The sequence below is a fragment of the Actinomadura sp. RB99 genome (genome assembly GCF_014706005.1).
Classification (GTDB): Bacteria; Actinomycetota; Actinomycetes; order Streptosporangiales; family Streptosporangiaceae; genus Spirillospora.
In genome coordinates this window covers 19298-39903 of the sequence record NZ_JABMCA010000020.1, presented here as the reverse complement: position 1 = coordinate 39903, position 20606 = coordinate 19298, and the positions used below count along the sequence as shown (strand labels likewise).

The 20606-nt window shown below is 73.3% G+C and carries 19 protein-coding genes; 12 read left to right on the top strand and 7 right to left on the bottom strand.

Going from position 1 to position 20606, the window contains the following annotated elements; genetic code table 11:
- Positions 1 to 3 precede the first annotated feature (3 nt).
- Positions 4 to 2517 carry a DNA topoisomerase IV subunit A gene (locus amrb99_RS19855; RefSeq protein WP_190857976.1) on the bottom strand — a complete coding sequence of 838 codons (2514 nt, stop codon included), beginning with the start codon at positions 2515 to 2517 and terminating at the stop codon, positions 4 to 6.
- A 175-nt stretch (positions 2518 to 2692) separates the two neighbouring features.
- Here amrb99_RS19855 and amrb99_RS19850 point away from each other — a divergent pair, with 175 nt between their 5' ends.
- Complete coding sequence (locus amrb99_RS19850) at positions 2693 to 3859, top strand: lactate 2-monooxygenase (RefSeq protein ID WP_190857974.1); 1167 nt, start codon at positions 2693 to 2695, stop codon at positions 3857 to 3859.
- Here the strand turns inward: amrb99_RS19850 and amrb99_RS19845 are convergent.
- Positions 3813 to 5366, bottom strand: coding sequence for an FUSC family protein (locus amrb99_RS19845; protein ID WP_190857973.1), 1554 nt, complete (start codon positions 5364 to 5366; stop codon positions 3813 to 3815). The two genes, amrb99_RS19850 and amrb99_RS19845, sit on opposite strands and share 47 nt — an antisense overlap.
- Before the next feature lie 40 nt (positions 5367 to 5406).
- Between amrb99_RS19845 and amrb99_RS19840 the strand changes: the two genes are divergently transcribed.
- From amrb99_RS19840 to amrb99_RS19820, 5 genes are all read left to right on the top strand, one after another.
- Positions 5407 to 5850, top strand: a complete 444-nt coding sequence (locus amrb99_RS19840) for a MarR family transcriptional regulator (RefSeq protein ID WP_206700017.1) — start codon at positions 5407 to 5409, stop codon at positions 5848 to 5850.
- A gap of 53 nt (positions 5851 to 5903) precedes the next feature.
- Positions 5904 to 7196, top strand: a complete 1293-nt coding sequence (locus amrb99_RS19835) for an alpha-amylase family protein (RefSeq protein WP_190857971.1) — start codon at positions 5904 to 5906, stop codon at positions 7194 to 7196.
- Positions 7197 to 7287: 91 nt separating this feature from the next.
- Positions 7288 to 7992 carry an ABC transporter ATP-binding protein gene (locus tag amrb99_RS19830; RefSeq protein WP_190857969.1) on the top strand — a complete coding sequence of 235 codons (705 nt, stop codon included), beginning with the start codon at positions 7288 to 7290 and terminating at the stop codon, positions 7990 to 7992.
- Between the two features lie 122 nt (positions 7993 to 8114).
- Positions 8115 to 9251, top strand: a complete 1137-nt coding sequence (locus amrb99_RS19825; RefSeq protein WP_190857967.1) for a histidine kinase — start codon at positions 8115 to 8117, stop codon at positions 9249 to 9251.
- Positions 9248 to 9853, top strand: coding sequence for a response regulator transcription factor (locus amrb99_RS19820; protein WP_190857965.1), 606 nt, complete (start codon positions 9248 to 9250; stop codon positions 9851 to 9853). The genes amrb99_RS19825 and amrb99_RS19820 overlap by 4 nt, the downstream gene beginning before the upstream one ends.
- Before the next feature lie 306 nt (positions 9854 to 10159).
- On the opposite strand, the gene amrb99_RS19815 is transcribed toward amrb99_RS19820, so the two are convergent.
- The 5 genes from amrb99_RS19815 to amrb99_RS19795 all read right to left on the bottom strand — a co-directional run bounded on the left by amrb99_RS19815 (position 10160) and on the right by amrb99_RS19795 (position 14324).
- On the bottom strand, positions 10160 to 10849 hold the full coding sequence (locus amrb99_RS19815) for a class I SAM-dependent methyltransferase (protein ID WP_190857963.1): 690 nt from the start codon (positions 10847 to 10849) through the stop codon (positions 10160 to 10162).
- A 38-nt stretch (positions 10850 to 10887) separates the two neighbouring features.
- Entirely contained in the window at positions 10888 to 11649 is a 762-nt protein-coding gene (locus amrb99_RS19810) for an SDR family oxidoreductase (RefSeq protein ID WP_190857961.1), read from the bottom strand.
- 201 nt (positions 11650 to 11850) lie between these two features.
- Positions 11851 to 12432 carry a TetR/AcrR family transcriptional regulator gene (locus amrb99_RS19805; protein WP_190857959.1) on the bottom strand — a complete coding sequence of 194 codons (582 nt, stop codon included), beginning with the start codon at positions 12430 to 12432 and terminating at the stop codon, positions 11851 to 11853.
- A 39-nt stretch (positions 12433 to 12471) separates the two neighbouring features.
- Positions 12472 to 13044 (bottom strand): hypothetical protein, encoded by a 573-nt coding sequence (locus tag amrb99_RS19800; RefSeq protein WP_190857957.1) that lies wholly within the window; start codon positions 13042 to 13044, stop codon positions 12472 to 12474.
- A gap of 95 nt (positions 13045 to 13139) precedes the next feature.
- Positions 13140 to 14324, bottom strand: a complete 1185-nt coding sequence (locus tag amrb99_RS19795; RefSeq protein ID WP_190857955.1) for a hypothetical protein — start codon at positions 14322 to 14324, stop codon at positions 13140 to 13142.
- Between the two features lie 173 nt (positions 14325 to 14497).
- Between amrb99_RS19795 and amrb99_RS19790 the strand changes: the two genes are divergently transcribed.
- From amrb99_RS19790 to amrb99_RS19765, 6 genes are all read left to right on the top strand, one after another.
- The gene (locus tag amrb99_RS19790) at positions 14498 to 15769 is read left to right on the top strand and encodes a sensor histidine kinase (protein WP_190857953.1); all 1272 of its coding nucleotides are present in this window, start codon (positions 14498 to 14500) and stop codon (positions 15767 to 15769) included.
- A complete protein-coding gene (locus tag amrb99_RS19785; RefSeq protein ID WP_190857950.1) occupies positions 15757 to 16404 on the top strand; it encodes a response regulator in 648 nt (215 codons plus the stop codon). The genes amrb99_RS19790 and amrb99_RS19785 overlap by 13 nt, the downstream gene beginning before the upstream one ends.
- A complete protein-coding gene (locus tag amrb99_RS19780; protein ID WP_190857948.1) occupies positions 16401 to 17273 on the top strand; it encodes a DUF4097 family beta strand repeat-containing protein in 873 nt (290 codons plus the stop codon). The genes amrb99_RS19785 and amrb99_RS19780 overlap by 4 nt, the downstream gene beginning before the upstream one ends.
- 667 nt (positions 17274 to 17940) lie before the next feature.
- Entirely contained in the window at positions 17941 to 19005 is a 1065-nt protein-coding gene (locus amrb99_RS19775) for an ATP-binding cassette domain-containing protein (protein ID WP_190857946.1), read from the top strand.
- Positions 19002 to 19658, top strand: coding sequence for a methionine ABC transporter permease (locus amrb99_RS19770; protein ID WP_190857943.1), 657 nt, complete (start codon positions 19002 to 19004; stop codon positions 19656 to 19658). Before amrb99_RS19775 ends, amrb99_RS19770 begins: the two co-directional genes overlap by 4 nt.
- Positions 19659 to 19690: 32 nt before the next feature.
- Positions 19691 to 20506 carry a MetQ/NlpA family ABC transporter substrate-binding protein gene (locus amrb99_RS19765; RefSeq protein WP_190857940.1) on the top strand — a complete coding sequence of 272 codons (816 nt, stop codon included), beginning with the start codon at positions 19691 to 19693 and terminating at the stop codon, positions 20504 to 20506.
- Positions 20507 to 20606 lie beyond the last annotated feature (100 nt).

Below are 20606 nucleotides of genomic sequence, written 5' to 3'. Positions count from 1 at the left end.
CCGTCATGCCTCGTCGGCGTCGGTGTCGGCCTCGGTGCCGGTGTCGGTGTCCGGCGGGACGGGGCCGATCGGGCCGCTGATCGACACGATGCGGGTGCTCAGCTTCTCGCCCGACCCGTCGCGGCGGCCGAGCGTCGCGTTCAGCGTCGCGGGCTTGCCGTTCGCGCCGGCGGCGCGCAGCGGCGTCGGCGCCGCCCACGCCTGGAGCAGCACGTCCTCGCCCTTCAGGAACCGGTGCGCTCGGACGCCGCCGGTCGCGCGGCCCTTGGCGGGGAAGTCCGCGAAGTCGGCCAGCTTGATCGCGCCCGTCTGGGTGCCGGGCAGCGCCGACGACGACCCGGAGACCGTGATCACCCGCGCCTCGCGGCCGGGGTCGAGCGCGCCGAACCACAGCACCTGGGCCCCGGCGGCCAGCTTGATGCCGGCCATGCCGCCGGCGGCGCGGCCCTGCGGCCGCACGTTGGACGCGGCGAAGTGCAGCAGCTGCGCGTCGGTGGTGATGAAGACGAGGTGCTGGTCCTCCGACAGCAGCTGGACGGCGCCGATGACCTGGTCGCCCTCCTTGAGCCCGATGACCTCGAACTCGTCGCGGTTGGCGGGGAAGTCGGGGACGACCCGCTTGACCACGCCCTGCGCCGTGCCGAGGGCGAGCCCGCCGCCCTCCTCCGACAGCGCCGCCACGCCCACGACCGTCTCGTCCGGTTCCAGGTCGACGTACTCGGTCACCGGCGCGCCGCCCGCCAGGGACGGCGGCGTCGCCGAGGGCGGCAGCGTCGGCAGGTCGAGGACGTCGACGCGGATCATCCGCCCGAGCGAGGTCACCGCGCCGACCTGGCCGCGGGCCGTCGCCGGGACGACCGAGATCAGCACGTCGTGCGGCGCGCGCGGGCCGCTGTCCGGCAGCGGCTCGGGGCCGTGTGTGCGCGCCATCAGCCCGGTGGACGACAGCAGCACCGTGCACGGGTCGTCCGCGACCTCCAGGGGCACGGCGGCCGCGGCGGTGTGGCCGGAGGACTCCAGCAGGATCGTGCGGCGCGGGGTGGTGTACTCGGAGGCGACCTCGCCGAGCTCCTTGGACACCAGGCCGCGCAGCTTCCGCTCCGACTCCAGGATCGCGGTCAGCTTCGCGATCTCCTTGGCCAGCTGCTCCTTCTCCTTCTCCAGCTCGAGCCGGTCGTAGCGGGTGAGGCGGCGCAGCGGGGTGTCCAGGATGTACTGGGCCTGGATCTCCGACAGCTCGAAGATCTGCATCAGCCGCTGCTTGGCCTGCCCGGCGTCGTCGCTCTGCCGGATGACCTGGATGACCTCGTCGATGTTGAGCAGCGCGACCAGCAGGCCGTCGACGAGGTGGAGGCGGTCCTCGCGCTTCTTGCGGCGGAACATCGACCGGCGCCGCACGACCTCGATGCGGTGGTCGACGTACACCTGGAGCAGCTCGCGCAGGCCGAGCGTGCGCGGCCGGCCGTCGACGAGCGCGACGTTGTTGATGCCGAAGGTCTCCTCCATCGGCGTGAGCCGGTAGAGGTCCTGCAGGACGGCCTCAGGGTTGAAGCCGTTCTTGATCTCGATGACCAGGCGCAGGCCGACGTTGCGGTCGGTGAGGTCCTTCAGGTCGGCGATGCCCTGGATCTTCTTGGCGTTGACCAGTTCCTTGATCTTGGCCTTGACGCGCTCCGGGCCGACCGCGTACGGCAGCTCGCTGACCACGATGCCCTTGCGGCGCGGCGTGACGTTCTCGATGGTCGTGGTGGCGCGGGTGCGGAACGTCCCGCGGCCCTTCTCGTAGGCGTCGCGGATGCCGTCCAGGCCGACGATCATGCCGCCGGTGGGCAGGTCGGGGCCGGGGACGAAGCGCATCAGGTCGTCGAGCGTGGCGTCGGGGTGGTCGATCAGGTGCCGGGCCGCCGCGACCACCTCGCCGAGGTTGTGCGGGGCCATGTTGGTGGCCATCCCGACCGCGATGCCGGACGCGCCGTTGACCAGCAGGTTCGGGAAGGCGGCGGGCAGCACCTCCGGTTCCTGCTCCTGGCCGTCGTAGTTCGGCCGGAAGTCGACGGTGTCCTCGTCGATGGAGGCGACCATCATCAGCGCCTCGCGGGACATGCGGGCCTCGGTGTACCGCATGGCGGCGGGCAGGTCGTCGCCGCCGAGCGAACCGAAGTTGCCGTGCCCGTCGACCAGCGGCATCCGCATCGCCCAGGGCTGGGCCATCCGCACCATCGCGTCGTAGATCGCGCTGTCGCCGTGCGGGTGCAGCTTGCCCATGACCTCGCCGACGACGCGCGCGCACTTGACGTGCCCGCGGTCGGGGCGCAGCCCCATCTCGTTCATCGAGTACAGGATCCGCCGCTGGACGGGCTTCAGCCCGTCGCGGGCGTCGGGAAGCGCCCGCTGGTAGATCACCGAGTACGCGTACTCGAGGTAGCTGCCGCGCATCTCCTCGGAGACGTCGACGTCGACGATGTTCTCCTCGAAGTCCGGCGGCGGGGGAGGGGCTTGGGATCCGCGTCGTGCCATGCCCCACATTGTGGCCGGTCCCGCCGACATCTTTCGCCCGCCCCACCGGATGGGCCGCGGATCGGATCCCGGCGCCCTCGCCCCGCGCGATCCGGTCAGCGGCCGTGGCAGATTGGTCCCGGACGGTTCCCACCCCGCGGCCGCACCCCGGCCGCGTCCCCCGCGGAGGTACCCGATGAGCGCGCTGGCCGACTTTCAGAACTCGATCTACCTGCAGGGACTCGGTGACGTGCGGCCGCCGCTGCCGACCGACCTGACCAAACTGGAGGGGCTCGCCGAGGGGGTCCTGTCGGCGCAGGCGTTCGGGTACGTGGCGGGATCGGCGGGCAGCGAGGCGACCGCGCGGGCCAACCGGGACGCGTTCGACCGGTGGCGGATCGTCCCGAGGTTCCTGCGCGACGTGGCGCACCGCGACCTGTCGGTGGAGGTCCTCGGCACCGCGATGCCCTCGCCGGTCCTGCTCGCGCCGATCGGCGTGCAGTCGATCTTCCACCCGGACGGGGAGCTCGCCACCGCGCGCGCGGCGGGCGCCGAGGGGCTCACCATGGTGCTCAGCACCGCCTCGTCCCACTCCATCGAGGAGGTCGCGGAGGCCAACGGCGACGGCGCGCCCCGCTGGTACCAGCTCTACTGGCCGAAGGACCGGGACCTCGCCGTCAGCTTCCTGGAGCGGGCCAAGGCGGCGGGCTACAGGGCGCTCGTCGTCACGCTCGACACGTTCACGCTGGCGTGGCGGCCCCGCGACCTGGACCAGGCGTACCTGCCGTTCCTGCGCGGCATCGGGGTCGCCAACTACTTCAGCGACCCCGTCTTCCAGAAGGCGGTCGGCGGGCCCGTCACCGACGCCAACCGCGACACCGCGCTCCTGCACTGGGTCGCCAACTTCGGAAACCCGTCGCTGACCTGGGACGACCTGGCGTTCCTGCGGGACCACTGGGACGGGCCGATCGCGCTGAAGGGCGTCCAGCACCCCGACGACGCGCGCCGCGCGGTGGACGCGGGGATGGACGGCGTGATCGTGTCCAACCACGGCGGGCGGCAAGTCGACGGCGCCATCGCGTCGCTGGACGCCCTGCCCGGCGTGGTCGACGCCGTCCGCGACCAGGCCACCGTGCTGTTCGACAGCGGCATCCGCACCGGGTCGGACGTCGCGAAGGCGCTCGCCCTGGGCGCCAAGGCGGTGCTGCTCGCGCGCCCGTACGCCTACGGGCTGGCGCTCGGCGGGCAGGCCGGGGTCCAGCATGTCCTGCGCTGCATCCAGGCCGAGCTGGAGCTGACCATGGCGTTGTCCGGTGTCACCCGGCCGGACGAGCTTTCTCCGGAGACTCTGGTCCGCGCTTAGAGACCGCCGTGCGCGAGAGCTCTGTTGCCGCTGAGGGCTCTGTCGTGGGGGAGGGCTCTGCTGCCGGGGGATCGGTTGGGGGCGGTGCATAGATCGCGTGGATGCGGGCCAGTCCCGCATCGATGGCGTGTGCGGCTGTGGCGTCGTCCAGCGCGAGCCGCTTGTACGGCGTGCCGTCATGGCGCCGGGCGATCGCGCGCCGTACGGATCCCACGTTGGCGCGCAACGCCCTGGCGTCGGGCCCGGCGGCACGGACGTGGGGCACCATCTCGCGTAGGGCGTCCACGACATCGGCATGGTGGGGCCGGGCGCGGCTCACGAGCCGGTGCAGCCGCAGTGGTCCGTAGACGGTGTCCAGCTCGGTGACGGAGCTCTCAAAGCGCGCGCGGGCGTGCGGTTCGTCCCGCAGGACGTCGGTGAGAGCGGCTAGGCACTCGGCTGCACGGCGGCGCAGGACGTCCCTGGTGCGGAACGGCAGGATGGCCCAGGCCGCCGCGACACCGATGACGCCGCCGACGAGGATGGCTTCGAGACGCGTCTGGAGGAGCGGGCCCGCGGATTGGCCGTAGTACACGTACAGCAGCGACAGAGCGGCCGTGACGCCACCGGCCCAGTAGGCGTAGCTCCGCTGACGCAACCACGCCGCCAGGCCCAACACGACGAAGATGAGGACGACCGTGTCGGGGTCCCTGGGGGCGAACAACCCGGACGCCAGCGCGGCCAGGACCGTCCCTCCGGCTGCGCCGAGCGCGCGCAGCAGGCCCTTGTGGAGGGCGTCGCCGCGTCCGCGCGCGCCATTGCACACGATGAACGCCGTCAGGACGACCCACGACCAATGGTCGGGGAACAGCCGGTGGCCGACGGCGAACGCCGCGCAGAGGCCGATCCCCGTCTGCGCCGCCATGCGGGTGCTGACGCGCACCCCTTTGCCTGCGGCGGGCGCGGGCGCGGGCGCGGTCGCTGTCGCGGGAGCCTTCGTGCGGGCCGCGCGCCATGGGCGTTCCACAGCGACCTGTACGGCGGTCACCCAGAAGCAGGCGATGAGCGCTATCACGGGCGCCCACATGAGGTGGGTCGAGGACGCGCCGGGACCGCCGTGGGGGATGACGAGCAAGGCGATGGCTGGGAGCATCATCAGCGTGCCGGCCTTGGTGAAGCGGGGTCCGAACCGGCGGATCCAGATTCCGGACGCGACGAGGGCGGCGAAGGCGGCGTCGCCCGCGAACGCGTCGTTGCGCATGAGGTCGCCGAGGCCCACCGACGCGACGGCTACGGCGGGCATGACGACGAACCCGATCAGACGGTCCGGTATGGGCGCGCCTCTATGCGCCCTGGAAAGGGTGACCGACAGGACGACGGCCTGTATGACGGAGTCGATGTGCAGGTGGGCCGCGTGCTCCAGCAGGAGCGTCGACCCGTAGGCCGCGAGGACTGCGGCCATCGTGGCGGCCGCGACGGCGACCGGCGCCTTCGCGGCGGCGAATGTCCGGACCGTGCCCACCGTCATGGCCCACCTCTCAAGAATTAGTAAGGAATAGCGTAACATTATGGCGAGCGAGGCGAGTGATCGGCCCGAGGTGCCGAGGGAAGCGGTGGTGGAGATCCGCAGCGGGGTGATGCGGATGGCGCGCCGGATGCGCGCCTCCCGCTCCCCGGACGCGCTGAGCAGCAACAAGCTGGTCGTGCTCGGACACCTGGCCCGCAACGGCCCCAGCTCGGCCGGCGAGGTGGCGGCCGCCGAGAAGCAGCGCCCGCAGTCGCTGACCAGGGTCTTCGCCGAGCTGGAGGAGTCCGGGCTGATCCTGCGCGCGCGCGACGAGCGGGACCGCAGGCAGGCCGTGCTGACCATCACCCCGGCCGGGATCGAGGCGCTCAGGCGCGATCTGGACGAGCGCGACGCGTGGCTCGCCGGGGCGCTCGGCGAGCTGGGCGAGACCGAGCGCGAGGTGCTGCGGCTGGCCGCCCGCCTGATGGAGCGGCTGGCCGAATAGTTCATTAACTCTTACTATTTTGGGAGCGATGATTCCCGGGTAAGGAGACGCGCATGCGCTGGCCTGATCACGCCATCTGGTGGCACGTCTACCCGCTCGGCTTCACCGGCGCCGAACGCGCCGCCCTCCCGTCCGGGTCCCCGCCCGAGCACCGGCTGGAGCGGATCGCGGGATGGCTCGACCACCTGGTGGCGCTCGGCTGCAACGGCCTCGCCCTCGGGCCGGTGTTCGCGTCCGAGACCCACGGCTACGACACCGTCGACCACTTCCGCGTCGACCCGCGCCTCGGCGACGAGGACGACCTGCGGCGGCTCGTCGAAGCGGCGTCGGAGCGGGGCGTCCGGGTCCTCCTCGACGGGGTCTTCAACCATGTCGGCCGGGGCTTCCCGCGCTTCGCCGACGTCGAGGCGCGGCGCGGCGCGTCGCCGTACGCGGGATGGTTCGTCCCTGAAGGCGACGGCGGCTTCCGCACGTTCGAGGGCCACCACAAGCTCGTGGCCCTCAACCATGACGAACCGGCGGTCGCCGATTACGCCGTCGAGGTCATGAGTCACTGGCTGGAGCGCGGCATCGACGGATGGCGGCTGGACGCCGCGTACGCCGTCCCGGCGGAGTTCTGGCGGACGGTGACCGACCGCGTCCGCGCGCGCTTCCCCGACGCATGGCTCGTAGGGGAGGTCATCCACGGCGACTATGCGGGCTTCGTGGAACGCAGCGGACTGGACTCCGTCACACAGTACGAACTATGGAAGGCCATCTGGAGCTCGCTGAACGACCGCAACTTCTTCGAACTGGCCCATGCCCTCACCCGCCACGACGGGATGCTCGGCACGTTCGTCCCGCAGACCTTCGTCGGCAACCACGACGTGACGCGCATCGCCAGCCGCCTCGACGACGAACGCCACCTCGCGCACGCGCTCGTCGTCCTCCTCACCACCGCCGGCGTTCCCTCCATCTACGCCGGTGACGAGTTCGCCTTCCACGGCGTCAAGGAGGAACGCGAAGGCGGCGACGACGCCATACGTCCCGCCTTCCCTGTGCGCCCCGACGAGACGCCCGGTTACGGTGCTCCCCATCATCGCCTCCACCAGGACCTCATCGGCGTGAGGCGCCGCCACCCATGGCTCGTCCGCGCGCACACGAAGGTCGCCACCTTGACCAATACGGCGCTCTCCTACACAGTGGGGCAGGGCGATGAGCGACTGGGCGTCGTCCTCAACCTCGCCGACGAGCCCGCCAAGGCCGACCTCCCCGCCGCCGGATGGACCCGCATCGCCGGAGACGCCGACTTCCACGGCGAAGGCGCCCTGATACCCCCGCGAGGCTGGGCCATCGCCCACCCATGACAGATGTCATGTCCGGCCCCTGCGAACTTCATGGCCCGCACCTGACGTCCGTGACTGCACGCGGAGATCGTCCGTCGGCAGCATGGGACCCATGAAGGCACCCGTGATCGAGGTACGCGACCTGCAGCTGAACGAGGCCGTGCGAGACGTCTCGTTCACCGTGGCGAAGGGCGAGGTGTACGCGCTGCTCGGCCGGTACGGATCGGGCAAGACCACCCTGCTGGAGATGCTCGCCGGCCTGCGGCGCCCGACCGGCGGCACGGTCCGCGTCCGCGGCGCCGACCCCTACACCGACCGCGACGCCGCCCGGTCCGGCACCGTCTGGCGCGACGGCGGCCTGTTCCCCGGGCTGACCGTCGCCGAGATCATCGACACCTGGCGGCGCTGGACCCTCGACCCGGTCACCCGCGACGAGGCGCTGCGCCTCGCCCGTCTCACCGGCCACGCCGACGTCCCCTTCGAACGGCTCGACCCGGGCCGCCGGCGCCTGCTCGACCTCGCGCTCGCCCTCATCGGCCGCTCCGACGTGCTCTTCCTCGACGAACCCACCGCCGGGCTCGACGAGGCCGCCGCCCGCGAGGTCTGGTCCGTCCTGCTCCTGCTGGCCGCGCACGGCAGCACCGTCGTGATCACGACCCGCGACACCGGCGAGGCGTGCCGCGCCGACCGGGTCGGCGTGCTCGACGACGGCCGCCTCGTCACCGGACGCGCCTCCGCCCGCCTCGGCAGCCCCGCCCCGTCCGGCACCGCCAGCCGGTCAGGCAGCGCCGCCCGGCACGCCCCGCGCGCCGCCTGACCGGCGCCGGAAGCGTGGACGACGGCGGCCGGACCCCGCTCCTGCGCGCGCTCGGCGGGATCGTCCCCGCGCACCGGCCTCGGCGGCGCCCCGATCCCCTGACACCCGCATACTCTGGGCGCGTGCAGCCGAGGATCCCGCGCCCCACCGTCATCGCCGCGATCATCGTGGGGATGACGGCGGTCACCCTCGCCGGGTTCCTCCTGCCCGCGCTCTGGTACGAGGTCTTCGACCGCCACGACCCCGCACGCGTCGCGTTCTCCGCCGCCGGCGTCGCCATCGCGTTCGCGCTCTACGCCCGGATGCTGTGGCTCAACATGATGCGCCGCACCGCCCCGGGGCACCGCTTCGGGCTGGCCGCGATCGCCGCGATCTGCTGGACGCTGCCGCTGCTCGGCGTCGGCCACGGCTGGGGCAACGCCCTCCTCGTCCCCGCCGGGCTGATCGCCGTCGTCCTGCCGCTCCGGCAGGCGATCCCGGTGGCGGCCGCCGCGGCCGTCCTCACCCCCGTCTACGGCGTCGTCCTCGGCCTGCCCGCCTTGAGCGTCCTCTACGAGATGGTCGGCGTGCCGCTCGCCGCCTTCTCCGGATACGTACAGGTATGGCTGTTCCACGTCGTCCAGGAACTGCGGGAGGCGCGCGCCGAGGTGGCCCGGTCCGCGGTGGGGGAGGAGCGCCTCCGCTTCGCCCGCGACCTGCACGACGTCCTCGGCCACAGCCTCCAGGCCGTCGCGCTCCGCGCGGAGGTCGCCGAACGCTACCTCGACCGCGACCCCGGCCGCGTCCGCAAGGAGCTCACCGAGATCCAGACGATGGCGCGCGACTCCGTCCGCGACGTCCGCGAGGTCGTCCGCGGCTACCGCGCCACGTCCCTGCGCACCGAGCTGGACGGGATGTCCGCCGTCCTGCGCGCCGCCGGCATCCGCTGCGACCGGCCCGAGGTGTCCCCCGAACTCCCCGCCCACGTGCACGAACCGCTCGGCTGGGTCGCCCGGGAGGCCGCCACCAACGTGCTCCGGCACTCCAGCGCCACCTGGTGCGAGATCACCGTGCGCGCCGACGGCGACCGCGTCCGCGTGGAGATCGTCAACGACGGCGCGCCGCGCCGCGCCGCGGGCGACTCCGGCAGCGGCCTGACCGGCCTCGCCGAGCGGATCGCCGCCGCCGGCGGCCGCTTCAGCGCCGGGCCGTCCGGCGACGGGACCTTCCGGGTGACCGCCGCGGTCCCGGCGGCCCCCGCACCGAGGGGAGAGGCATGATCCGCGTCCTGCTGGCCGACGACCACCTGCTGATCAGGGAGGCCCTCGTCCTGCTGCTGGAGACCGAGGACGGTATCGAGGTCGCCGCCGACGTCGGCCGCGGCGACGAGGCCGTCGACCGCGCCCTCGCCCTCCGGCCCGACGTCGCCGTCCTCGACATCGACATGCCGGGCCTCGACGGACTCGCCGCCGCCGAACGCCTCTCCCGCGACCTGCCCGGCTGCCGCCTGGTGATCGTCACCGCGCACGGCCGGCCCGGCAACCTGCGCCGCGCGATGGCCGCCGGCGTGCGCGGCTTCCTCGGCAAGGACGCCCCCGGCGCCCGGCTCGCCGAGGTCATCCGCCAGGTCGCCGCCGGCGCCCGCTACATCGACCCGCAGCTCGCCGCCGACGCCCTCGCCGCCGAGGAGTGCCCCCTCACCCCCCGCGAACTCGACACCCTGCGCGCCGCCGCCGACGGCGCCCCCGTCTCCCGCATCGCGCGCGGTCTCGGCCTGTCCGAGGGCACCGTCCGCAACTACCTGTCCGCCGCCGTCACCAAGCTCGGCGTCCACAACCGCCACGCCGCCGTCACCACCGCCCGGGATCTCGGCTGGCTCTGACCCTCCGCCCAGCCACCGACGGCGACCGACGTTGATGATCGGCATTGCGGACGACTCGTTAGGGCTGGCCTTGAGGGGCGGCCTAAAAAAGGCGGCCTTATGGGAGCGCCTTCAGGGCTGGCCTCAGGGGCGGCATGGAAACCTGCCTCGGGACCAGCGTCGGAGTTGGCGTCGGAGTCGGCGTCGGGGCTGGGCGTCGGGGCTGGGCTGCCGGGCTGGGGGCGTGGGTTGGGCCGTGGGGTTGGGCTGCGGGTCGGTTGTTGGGGAGCCGATCAGGCGTTGAGGGCCGCCGTGGTCTCTGGGGGGTCAGCGGCGGGCGAGGAGGAGGGAGCCTCGCTTGGTCACCGGGAGCGGGGTGGGGAGGCGTGACGCCGCCTCGGCGGCCTGGGGACGGGGGACGCGCCGCGCGATCAGGTAGTCGCGGATCGCGGCCCGGTCGGGCAGCGTGATCAGCGGGGCGTCCCAGCGCTCCACCTCCACCTCGTCGAACACCTCGCAGACCCGCGCCGGCGCGTCCTCGGCGTCGAAGGTGGACGGCTCGGGACGCCAGACCGGCGCCAGCTCCGGGCTGTCGGTCCGGCAGATCGCCGAGACCAGCAAGGTCCCGCCGGGCGCCAGCACCCGGCGCGCCTCCCGCAGGGCGATGCGCGGTTCGTCCAGGTGGTACAGCATGTTCACCGCCACGGCCGCGTCGAAGGCGCCGTCGCGGAACGGCAGACGCAGCGCGTCGGCCCGAAGGCGCGGCGCGGGGTGGGCGCGCAGGAGCGCCGCGGACGCGTCCAAGCCCACGAACCGGAAGCGCGGCGAGTCGGGGAGGGCGCGGCGCAGCGCGCCCTCCCCGCAGCCGATGTCCAGCACGCGGGAGGCCCCGGCCGCCAGCAGCTTGGCGGCGATGTGGTCGTGCAGGCTCCGCGCTCCGATCAGGTATTGGCGGGTGACCCGCGCGGCGAGGCGGAAACGCTCCGGGTCTGCGTCGTAGTCGGGCGTCAGAGCCATAGGGTGAGTCTGCCCACCGGGGCCTTGGGGATGCCTCGTCAGGCGGTGGTGCCGCCGTCGACGACCATGTCGTGGCCCACCAGGTAGGCCGACTCGTCGGAGGCCAGCCAGAGGACGGCGTCGGCCACCTCCGAGGGGTCGCTCGGCCGTCCCGCCGGGATGGCCGACTTCAGCCGCGCGTCGCGCTCCGCCCTGGTCTCGCCGGGACGCAGCGACATAGGGGTGTCGCTCGCGCCGGGGCTGACCGCGTTGACGCGCACCCCGTCGGCGATGTGGTCGATGGCCGCGGAGCGGGTCAGGATGCTGACGCCCGCCTTCGACGCGGCGTACGCGGCCATCCCCGGCCTGCGCCCGTGCACGCCGATGTTGGACGCGATGTTCACGATCGTGCCGCCGCCGTGCGCGCGCATGTGGGCGATCTCGTGCTTCATCGACAGGAACACGCCCGTCAGGTTCACGTCGAGGACCGTGCGCCAGGCGTCCTCGTCGAGGTCGGCGACGGGACCGACGGGCCCGAGCGTTCCGGCGTTGTTGACCGCGACGTGCAGGCCGCCGTGGCGGCCCGTGACCGCGGCGACCATGGCGGCGGCGTCACCGGGGACGGTCAGGTCGGCGACCACGTGATCGGCGCGCCCGCCGCCGGCCTGGATCTCCTCGACGGCCTGGACGAGGGCCTTCTCGTCGCGTCCGGACAGGACCACGGTGGCCCCCTCCTCGGCGAAGGCGCGGGCGGTGACCCGGCCGATCGCGCCGGCGCCGCCGGTGACCAGGACGACCCGCTCGGCGAAGCGTTCTCTCATGGCATCTCCCAATTTCAGAATGATCGGTCTTGAATAAGGGCAAGGCTTGGACGGTCAGAGGCATGGGCGTCGACCCGTACGGGCGGCGCGGTCGCGCGGGTCGGCCGCGTTAGTGCGTCGGGCATGCGGGGCGCCCGGCGACAGTGCGGCGAGCGGGCCGGGCGGCGCCGGCATGGAGGCCGCCGGGGCGCCCGCGAGGGATCAGGCGAGGAGGGCCTGGGCCTGGCGGGCGGCGTCCCGGATCCGGGCCTCCTCCGCCGGGGCCCGGCCCAGGACGCGCATGCCCTGGAAGATCACCAGCAGCAGCCGGGCGAGGCCGCGCGGGTCGGCGCCGTCGGGCAGCTCCCCCTGCGCGCGGGCGCGGGTCAGCGCCGACGTCAGGGTCGCCTCGAGGAAGTTCCAGCTGGACTCCACCAGGCGCGCCGCCTCGGCGTCCCGGGGGGCCAGCTCGACCGCCGTGTTCACCACCAGGCAGCCGAGGCGCGGGCGATCCCGGCCCGCCTCATCGGCGTAGCGGTCGATCAGCGCGCGCACGGCCGGCAGGACCGGGCCGGGCTGCGACAGCGCCTCGGCGATCTTCGGATCGGTCGTCTCGAGATAGCGCTCGAGCGCCCGCAGGAACAGCTCGTGCTTGCCGCCGAACGTCGCGTAGACGCTCGCGCGGGCGATGCCGAGATGCTCGACGAGGTCGGCCATGGAGGTCGCCTCGTACCCCCGCTCCCAGAACAGCTCCAGCGCGCGCAGCAGCGCCGCGTCCGGATCGAACTCCTTGGTCCGCGCCATGGGTCGACCGTACGGCTATTGAGAACGATCAGTCAAATATCAGGCGTCCGAGCGCGCCGGGACGGCGGGACTGTCGAGGTCCAGCGTGTCCAGCACCGAGCCGTCCGCCGCGAGCGCCTCGACGACGGGACCGCGCCGGGCGCCCCACACCACGACGATGTGCCCGTGCGGCGGGACGTGGAGGAACCGCTTGCCCACCCGGACCCGCGTCACCTCGGCCGAGGCCCGCAGCCGCGCCTCGTTCACCCACTTCGCGCCCCACGGCAGCAGCCGGTTGGCGTTCCGGACCGTCCGTCCCGTGCCGTACTTGTACAGGTAGCGGCCCATCTCACCGGACGAGCGGCGCACCAGGGGCTCGTAGGGCGCCGAGCCGCCGCCCCCGCCGAGGCCCATCCACTCGCCGTCCCGCCGGTGGAACGTTCTGCCCTCGATGAACGGGTCGACGCCGCCCCCGCTCCACTGGTGGAGGAACGTGACAACGGCGACGTCGCCGTCCATGTCGAGGCCGAGCGGAAGGAAGTCCCGTTCCTCGTCGAAGGTGTCGGGGGCGGGATCGGGCATGCCGTCCCGAAGGAGCCGCAGGCACTCCTCATGCACCTCGTGGTCGTTCATGTTCGGGGACCTCTGATCGTGCAGGCAGGGGTAGGGGCCCTCCCGCGAGAGGGCCCCGACGTTCGACTCACTCTAGAGGTCCGGCTCGTCTGGTTTCACCCGTCTGGCGTACTCCCGTCGATGCTTTGCCATCTGTCCTTCATCGCCCCGTCGTTCGCATCTTCGGCGCCTGTTCCGCCCCCGTATCCGCCGAGGTCCGAGCCCTTCGCCCCGTCCGCGATGGCCCCTCCCGCACCCTCCGCGCACTCTCGAACACCGCCCCTTCCCTGATGCCCCGAAGGCGCCCCGCCCTCACCCGCCACCCTTTCCCCACGGACGCCGCCGCTCAGGCCCTCCCACCGAAAGGCCGCCGGATGCTCGCCGCCCGGTCGCGCGGGCGGAAGGGAAGTCGGGCGGGCGTTGCCGGTCGCGGCGTGCTGGCCAGGCGCCGAGCGCTTGTCGTCGGTCCCGTTCGGCAGGACGGGTTTCGGGCGGTCTTGGTCGGCTGCTGCGGGCTGGGCAGCCACCGAGCGGTTGTCGTCGGTTCCGCTTATCGGGACAGGCTTCGGGTGTTCTCGGTTGGCTCCTGCGGGCGAGGTGAGCGCCGAGCGGTTGTCGTCGGTCCTGTTCGGCGGGACGGGTTTCGGGTGGTCTTGGCTGGCTCCTGCGGGCGGGGCGGGCACCGAGCGGTTGCCGTCGGTTCCGTTTGGCGGGACGGGCTTCGGGCGGTCTTGGCCGGAGGCTGGGGGCTGGACGGGCATCTGGTGGTTGTCGGATTCGGTGGGCTGGGCGGGTGCCGGGGTGGGGGACAGGGAGCGAACGGCGAGGACTGCGCAGGCGCAGGCGAGCGGCAGCTCCAGCCCGGCGGCCATCGCCACGGCCAGGGCGCGCTCCGCGCCGGGGGCGGAGGTCAGGACGTCGAACCACGCGTCCATGGCCAGGAGGGCGCCGGTGGCGGCGGCGGGCAGGCCGTGCCGCGGGTCGCGCCGCGCCAGCAGCACACCGGTGCCGAGGAGCCCGGCGCCGATCAGCACGTCCAGCCCGACCCAGGCCATCGACCAGTTCGACACCTGGGTGGTGGACGGCAGCGTGCGGGCCAGGACGAACATCCAGGGCACCATCATGACGCCGCCGGCGGCGAAGCCCAGGCCGATCCAGCGCTCCCGCTGTCCGAGCGCCCCGCCACGGGTCAGCGCGGCACGGGACAGCGCGGCACGGGAGAGGGGCCGCCGAGGGCGGGGACGGGAGAGGGGCCGGGGGCGGTGGCCGGGGGCGGGGAAGGGGACGGTGTTCGCGACCATGACTGGACTCCCTGGTGATCTCGCACCGCTGACCGGGTGCACGATCAAGCCTGGTCGCGAACCGGCTCACGATCAGTAGCGCGCATATCCGACCGGGGGTGGTACCAGGTTCACCTTCGTCCCGGATGTTCGCTTCATGGCGGCGCCCCAACTGGGGCAATACGGTTGCGTCCATGGCATCCATCTCTCCGGCCCGGCGTGCCCTCGCGCACGCTCCGTGGTCGCCGGCGGCGTGGCGCGACACCACGTTCGTCGCCTCGGGGGTGCCGCTGCAGTTCGCCGGCTGGGCCGTCCTCTGCTCGGTCTGGCCGTTCTGGGCGCCGGTGGACCTGACACCGGTCCTCCTGGTGCTGGCCGGGTCGTGCGCGCTGACGCTGCTGGCGCTGCGGCCGCTGACGCGCTGGCAGCGGGAACGCTGCTGGGCGATGCTGGGGCTGCACATCCCGCCCATGCCGGGCTTCGACGAGGGCCGCGCATGGGAGGTGCTGCGCGGGCTCCGCAGGCCGGAGGTGTGGCGGGTGCTGCGGTACCACCTGCTCGTCGGGCCGATCCTGGCGTTCGGGGGGCTGGCGACGATCGCCGCGTGGACCGGCGGGGCGATTCTCGCGTCCGCCGGCGCGTACACCTGGGCGCTGCCCGGCACGAGCCCGCTGAGCTCGGTGGACAAGGCGCACGCCGTCCGCGTCGGGATCCTGTCGGTCGTCGGCGTGCTGCTGCTGGTCGCGGCGCCGTGGGTCGCCGCCGGGGTCAGGCGCCTGGACGCGCGCGCGGCGGTCGCGCTGCTCGGGCCCGACCGGGCCGCCGAGCTGGAGCGGCGGGTCGAGGACCTGGCAGAGAAGCGCGCCAGCGTCGTGGACGCCGCCGACCTCGAACGCCGCCGCATCGAGCGCGACCTGCACGATGGCGCGCAGCAGCGGCTCGTCTCGCTCGCGCTGAACCTCGGGCTGGCCCGCGAGACCCTCAGCGGCGTGCCCGACGACGCCATGCGGGTGATCGTCGAGGCGCACGAGGAGGCCAAGGAGGCGCTGACCGAGCTGCGCAACCTGATCCGCGGTCTGCATCCGGCGGTGCTGGAGGACCGGGGCCTGGACGCCGCGCTGTCCGGCGTCGCGGCCCGGGTGCCGCTGGAGGTCCGGCTGCGCGTCCAGGTGGAGCCGCGCGCCTCGTCGACCGTCGAGGCGGTCGCGTACTTCGTCGTCTCGGAGGCGCTCACCAACGTCGTCAAGCACGCGGAGGCGACCGCGGTGGACGTCGCGGTGATCCGGGAGGGCGAGCGGCTGCGCGTGACCGTCGCCGACGACGGCGTGGGCGGCGCGGACCCGGCCCGGGGGACGGGCCTGACCGGGCTCGGGCGCCGGGTCAGGTCGGTGGACGGTACCTTCCGGATCACCAGCCCCGCCGGGGGGCCGACGACCGTCACCGTGGAGTTGCCGTGCGCATTGTGATCGCCGAGGACTCGGTCCTGCTGCGGGCCGGGCTGATCAAGCTGCTGGAGACCTCGGGGTTCGAGGTGGCGGCGGCGGTCGGCGAGGCGGAGGGCCTGCTGGCGGCCGTGCGCGAGCACCGCCCGGACGCGGCGATCGTCGACGTGCGGATGCCGCCGGGCTTCACCGACGAGGGCGTGCGCGCCGCGCTGGTGATGCGGCGGGAGTCGCCGGAGGTCGCCGTCCTGCTGCTGTCGCAGTACGTCGAGGAGCGGTACGCGGCGGACCTGCTGTCGACGAACACCAGCGGCGTCGGGTACCTGCTGAAGGACCGGGTCGCGGACGTGTCGGTGTTCCTGGACGCGCTGCGCCGGGTGGCCGCCGGCGGCACCGCGCTGGACCCGGAGGTCGTCTCGCAGCTGCTCCTGCGCCGTCATCGCGACCCCCTCGACCGGCTGACCCCGCGCGAGAAGGAGGTCCTGGCGCTGATGGCCGAGGGGCGTTCGAACGCGGGGATCGCCGCCGCCCTCGTGGTGAGCGAGAGCGCCGTCGCCAAGCACATCAACAACATCTTCGCCAAGCTCGACCTCCCGCACGCCGAGGGCGACCACCGCCGCGTGCTGGCCGTGCTGCGCTTCCTGGACGGGGAGACATGACCGCCACCGGGACCGGCGCCGCCGCGCCCGACGCCGGCCCGCCCCACGAGGGCCCGGGCACCGGCTCGCCGGCCGCCGCAGGGGACCGGCCGCGGCGCCGCGGCGTGTGGATCTTCCTCGCGGCCGCCACCGCCGCCGTCGTGGTCGTCCCCGTCTGCCTGGCGATGGGCGGACGGGCGATGCGGCGGACCGCGGAGTACGTCACGCCGTACCATCACGCGATCAAGGAGCTCCGCGTCGAGGCCGGCAGCGCCGAGGTGTCGATCGGGACGGGCGCGGACGGCCGGGCGCGCGTCTTCAAGCGGCTGAAGTGGGTGCTGCGGAAGCCGGTCGTGGCGGAGTCGCTCAATGGCGACGTGCTGTCCATCGCCGTGCGGTGCCCCGGCGCGGCCAGCCTCTACGGTGGCTGGGAATGCGGCGCCGACATCGACGTCCAGGTTCCGGCCGGCGTGCGCGTCTCGGCGGCGTCGGGCTCGGGGGAGATCACCGTGCGCGGCGTGAACGGCGACCTGGACCTGCGCACCGGGTCGGGGGAGATCAGCGTGGTCGGCTCGCACGGCGCGCTGCGGGCGCGGGTCGGCTCGGGGACGATCCGCGGCACCCGGCTGGCCTCGGCCGACACGGAGGCGGTGGTGGGCGCCGGGGAGCTCGACCTGCGCTACGCCGAGCCGCCGCGGACCGTGGACGTTTCGGCCGACGCGGGCTCGGTGAAGATCATCGTGCCTGCGGGCTCGCATTACCGGGTCCAGGGCTGGACCGGCTCGGGTGATACGCATCTCAACCGGGCGCTCGCCGACGACCGGTCGGACCGGTCGATCTCGGTCCGGAGCGGATCGGGCTCGGCGTACCTCGACTACTACGACAACTGACCCGGTCCCCGCGACCGTGCAGGGTGAGCGCACCGCTCCCGGCGCCCGGCGGGCGTCGGCCGGGTGCCCGGCGGCGGCCCGCCGCGTCCGGCTCTCCGGCGGTCCGGGAACGGGTCGCGGGCGGCTGACCGGCGCGTTCGCGGCCGCGGCGCGATTTGCGTCATTTGTCGTTGGTTGGTTGACTGCTGACATGAGCCTCGTACGCCCCCGCCGTGAGCGCGGCCCGCTGACGCAGCGGGCCATGCGGCGTACGTGCTGCCGGCGAATGTGTGACCGCTGAGGGCCCCCGCCTGAGCCTCGCGCCCCGAAGCGAGCGAACTCCGAGACCCGAGCCGCACATGAACTTCCAACGCCACCTGCTGAGCCACACCCCGTATCCCCCCGGTCGGACCTGACCGGCCGCGCGCCCGATCGAGCGCGAGGCCGCCTCCGCCGGACCCGGTCGCCACGGCCGGACCCGCTGAGGACATCGTCGGGCGGCCGTCCCGGACGCGGAAGTGGAACCGTGTTCTGTGGATAACCGCCGGCGCCGGCCGCCCGGGCCCGCCGGGCCCGGCTCCCGCACGACCGGACGCCGCGGCACCTGATCGGACACGCACCGGAGCTGCCCCGTCCACCCCCGCACCGCCCCGACCAGGGCGGCGCCCGTCCGCACGGATGATTCTCTGTGATCCAGATCGAAAAACTCAGGAAGGTCCACCGCGCCCGCGGGCGCGAGGTGACCGCCGTCGACGGCGTCGACCTGACCGTCCGCGAAGGCGAGGTCTTCGGCGTGCTGGGTCCGAGCGGCGCCGGCAAGAGCACCCTGCTGCGCTGCGTCAACCTGCTGGACCGCCCGGACGAGGGCCGCGTCGTGATCGGCGGGCGCGACCTGCTCGCGCTGCGGGGCGCCGAGCTGCGCCGCGCCCGGCAGGGCATCGGCATGATCCACCAGCACTTCGGCCTGCTCGGCAGCCGCACGGTGGCCGGCAACGTCGCGTTCCCGCTGGAGGTCATGGGCGTCCCGCGGCGCGAGCGCGCCGAGCGGGTCGCCGAGCTGCTCGACCTAGTCGGCCTCACCGGGCACGCGAAGGCGTACCCGGCGCAGATCTCCGGTGGGCAGAAGCAGCGCGTCGGCATCGCGCGGGCGCTCGCCGGGCGCCCGAAGGTGCTGCTGTCCGACGAGGCGACCTCCGCGCTCGACCCGGAGACCACCGCGTCGATCCTGGAGCTGCTGCGCGACCTGAACCGCCGCCTCGGCCTCACCGTCCTGCTGATCACGCACGAGATGGACGTCGTCAAGCGCATCTGCGACTCGGCCGCGGTCATGCGCGACGGCCGGTTCACCGAGTCCGGGCCGGTGACCGAGCTGCTGGCGCGTCCCGGGTCCGAGCTGGCGCGCGGGCTGTTCCCGCTGCCGCCCGCCGAACCCCGCGACGGCACGACGCTCGTCGAGGTCACCTTCGTGGGCGGGGCGACCGACCAGCCGTTCGTGTCGGCGCTGGCCCGCAAGTACGCGCTGGACGTCAACATCCTCGGCGGCGCCGTCGAGACGGTCGGCGGCGAGCGGGTCGGGCGGCTCCAGCTCGAGCTGCCGGGCGACCCGTCGGCGAACGCCGCGCAGCTCGCGTTCCTGCGCGAGTCCGGCCTCGCCGTCGAGGTGCGGACCCGCACCACCGCCGCCCCGGCGCCGCACACCGGCGCGCCCGCCGCCCCGACCGCCACCGCGCCCGCCGAGGAGGACGCCCGATGAGCTGGGACGAGGTCATGCCGCTGCTGTGGCCGGCCACCCGGGAGACCCTCTACATGACCGGCGTCGCGACGCTGTTCACCGCGGTGCTCGGGCTGCTGTTCGGCGTGCTGCTGGTGGTCACCGAGCGCGGCGGGCTGCTGCCCGCCCCGCCGGTCAACAGGGTCCTCGGCGTGGTCGTGAACATCGGCCGGTCGCTGCCGTTCCTGATCCTGATGGTGGCGATCATCCCGTTCACCCGGATCGTCGTCGGCACCAGCATCGGCAACGCCGCCGCGATCGTCCCGCTGACCGTCGGCGCCATCCCGTTCTACGCCCGGCTCGTCGAGATCGCGCTGCGCGAGGTCGACCCGGGCGTGATCGCCGCGGCGGACGCCATGGGCGCGACCCGCCGCGACATCGTCGGCAAGGTGCTGCTGCGCGAGGCCCGGCCCGGCCTGGTGTCCGGGCTGACCGTCACCGTGATCGCGCTGATCGGCTACACCGCCATGGCCGGCACGGTCGGCGGCGGCGGGCTCGGCAACCTCGCCGTCACCTACGGCTACGAGCGCTTCGAGACGAAGGTCATGGTCGCGACCGTGCTGCTGCTCGTCGTGCTCGTCCTGATCATCCAGGCCGTGGGGGACCTCGTCGCCCGCCGCCTCTCCCACAAGTGACACCGCTCTCACCGCACAGAAAGGCACTCCTCGTGCTTCGCAAGCTCACCATCGCGCTCGCCTCCGTCGGCCTGGTCGCGGGCCTGGCGGCCTGCGGCTCCTCGGGCGCGTCCGACGATCCGGACGCCCCGCTGAAGGTCGCGGTCAACCCCGTCCCGCACGGCGACATCCTGAAGTACGTCAAGGACAACCTGGCGGCCAAGGCCGGGCTCAAGCTGGACATCGTGACCTTCGACGACTACCAGCAGCCCAACACCGCGCTGAAGGAGAAGCAGGTCACCGCCAACTACTTCCAGCACGTGCCCTTCATGGAGGAGTACGAGAAGAAGGCCGGGACCAAGCTGAAGTTCGTCGCGCCCGTGCACCTGGAGCCGCTCGGCGTGTACTCCAGCAAGGTGAAGAGCCTGCAGGCGATCCCGCAGAACGCGACCGTGGCGGTGCCGAACGACCCGGCGAACGAGGGTCGGTCGCTGAAGCTGCTCGCCGACAACGGCCTGCTGACGCTGAAGCCGGGCGCGCCCACGAGCGCCACGGAGAAGGACATCGCGAGCAACCCCAAGCACCTGAAGTTCAAGCCGCTGAAGGCCGCGCAGCTGCCGCGCTCGCTCGACGACGTGGACGCCGCGGTCATCAACGGCAACTACGCGCTGGAGGCGAACCTGTCGCCGGTCAAGGACGCGCTCGCCGCGGAGAAGCCGGAGGGCAACCCCTACGCCAACGGCATCGTCACGCTGCCGGAGAACGCGAACGACCCGCGCGTGAAGAAGCTCGTCCAGCTTCTGCGCGGCCCCGAGGTGCGCAAGTACGTGCAGGACAAGTACAAGGGGTCGGTGCTGATGGCCTCCTGAGCGGCTCCTGGACGGCTCCGGAGCGCCCGGGGTGCGGCGGTGCGCCGAAATCGCCGCGGTTTGTCCGTCGGTCCTGATAGGACATGGTGCCGACGAACTT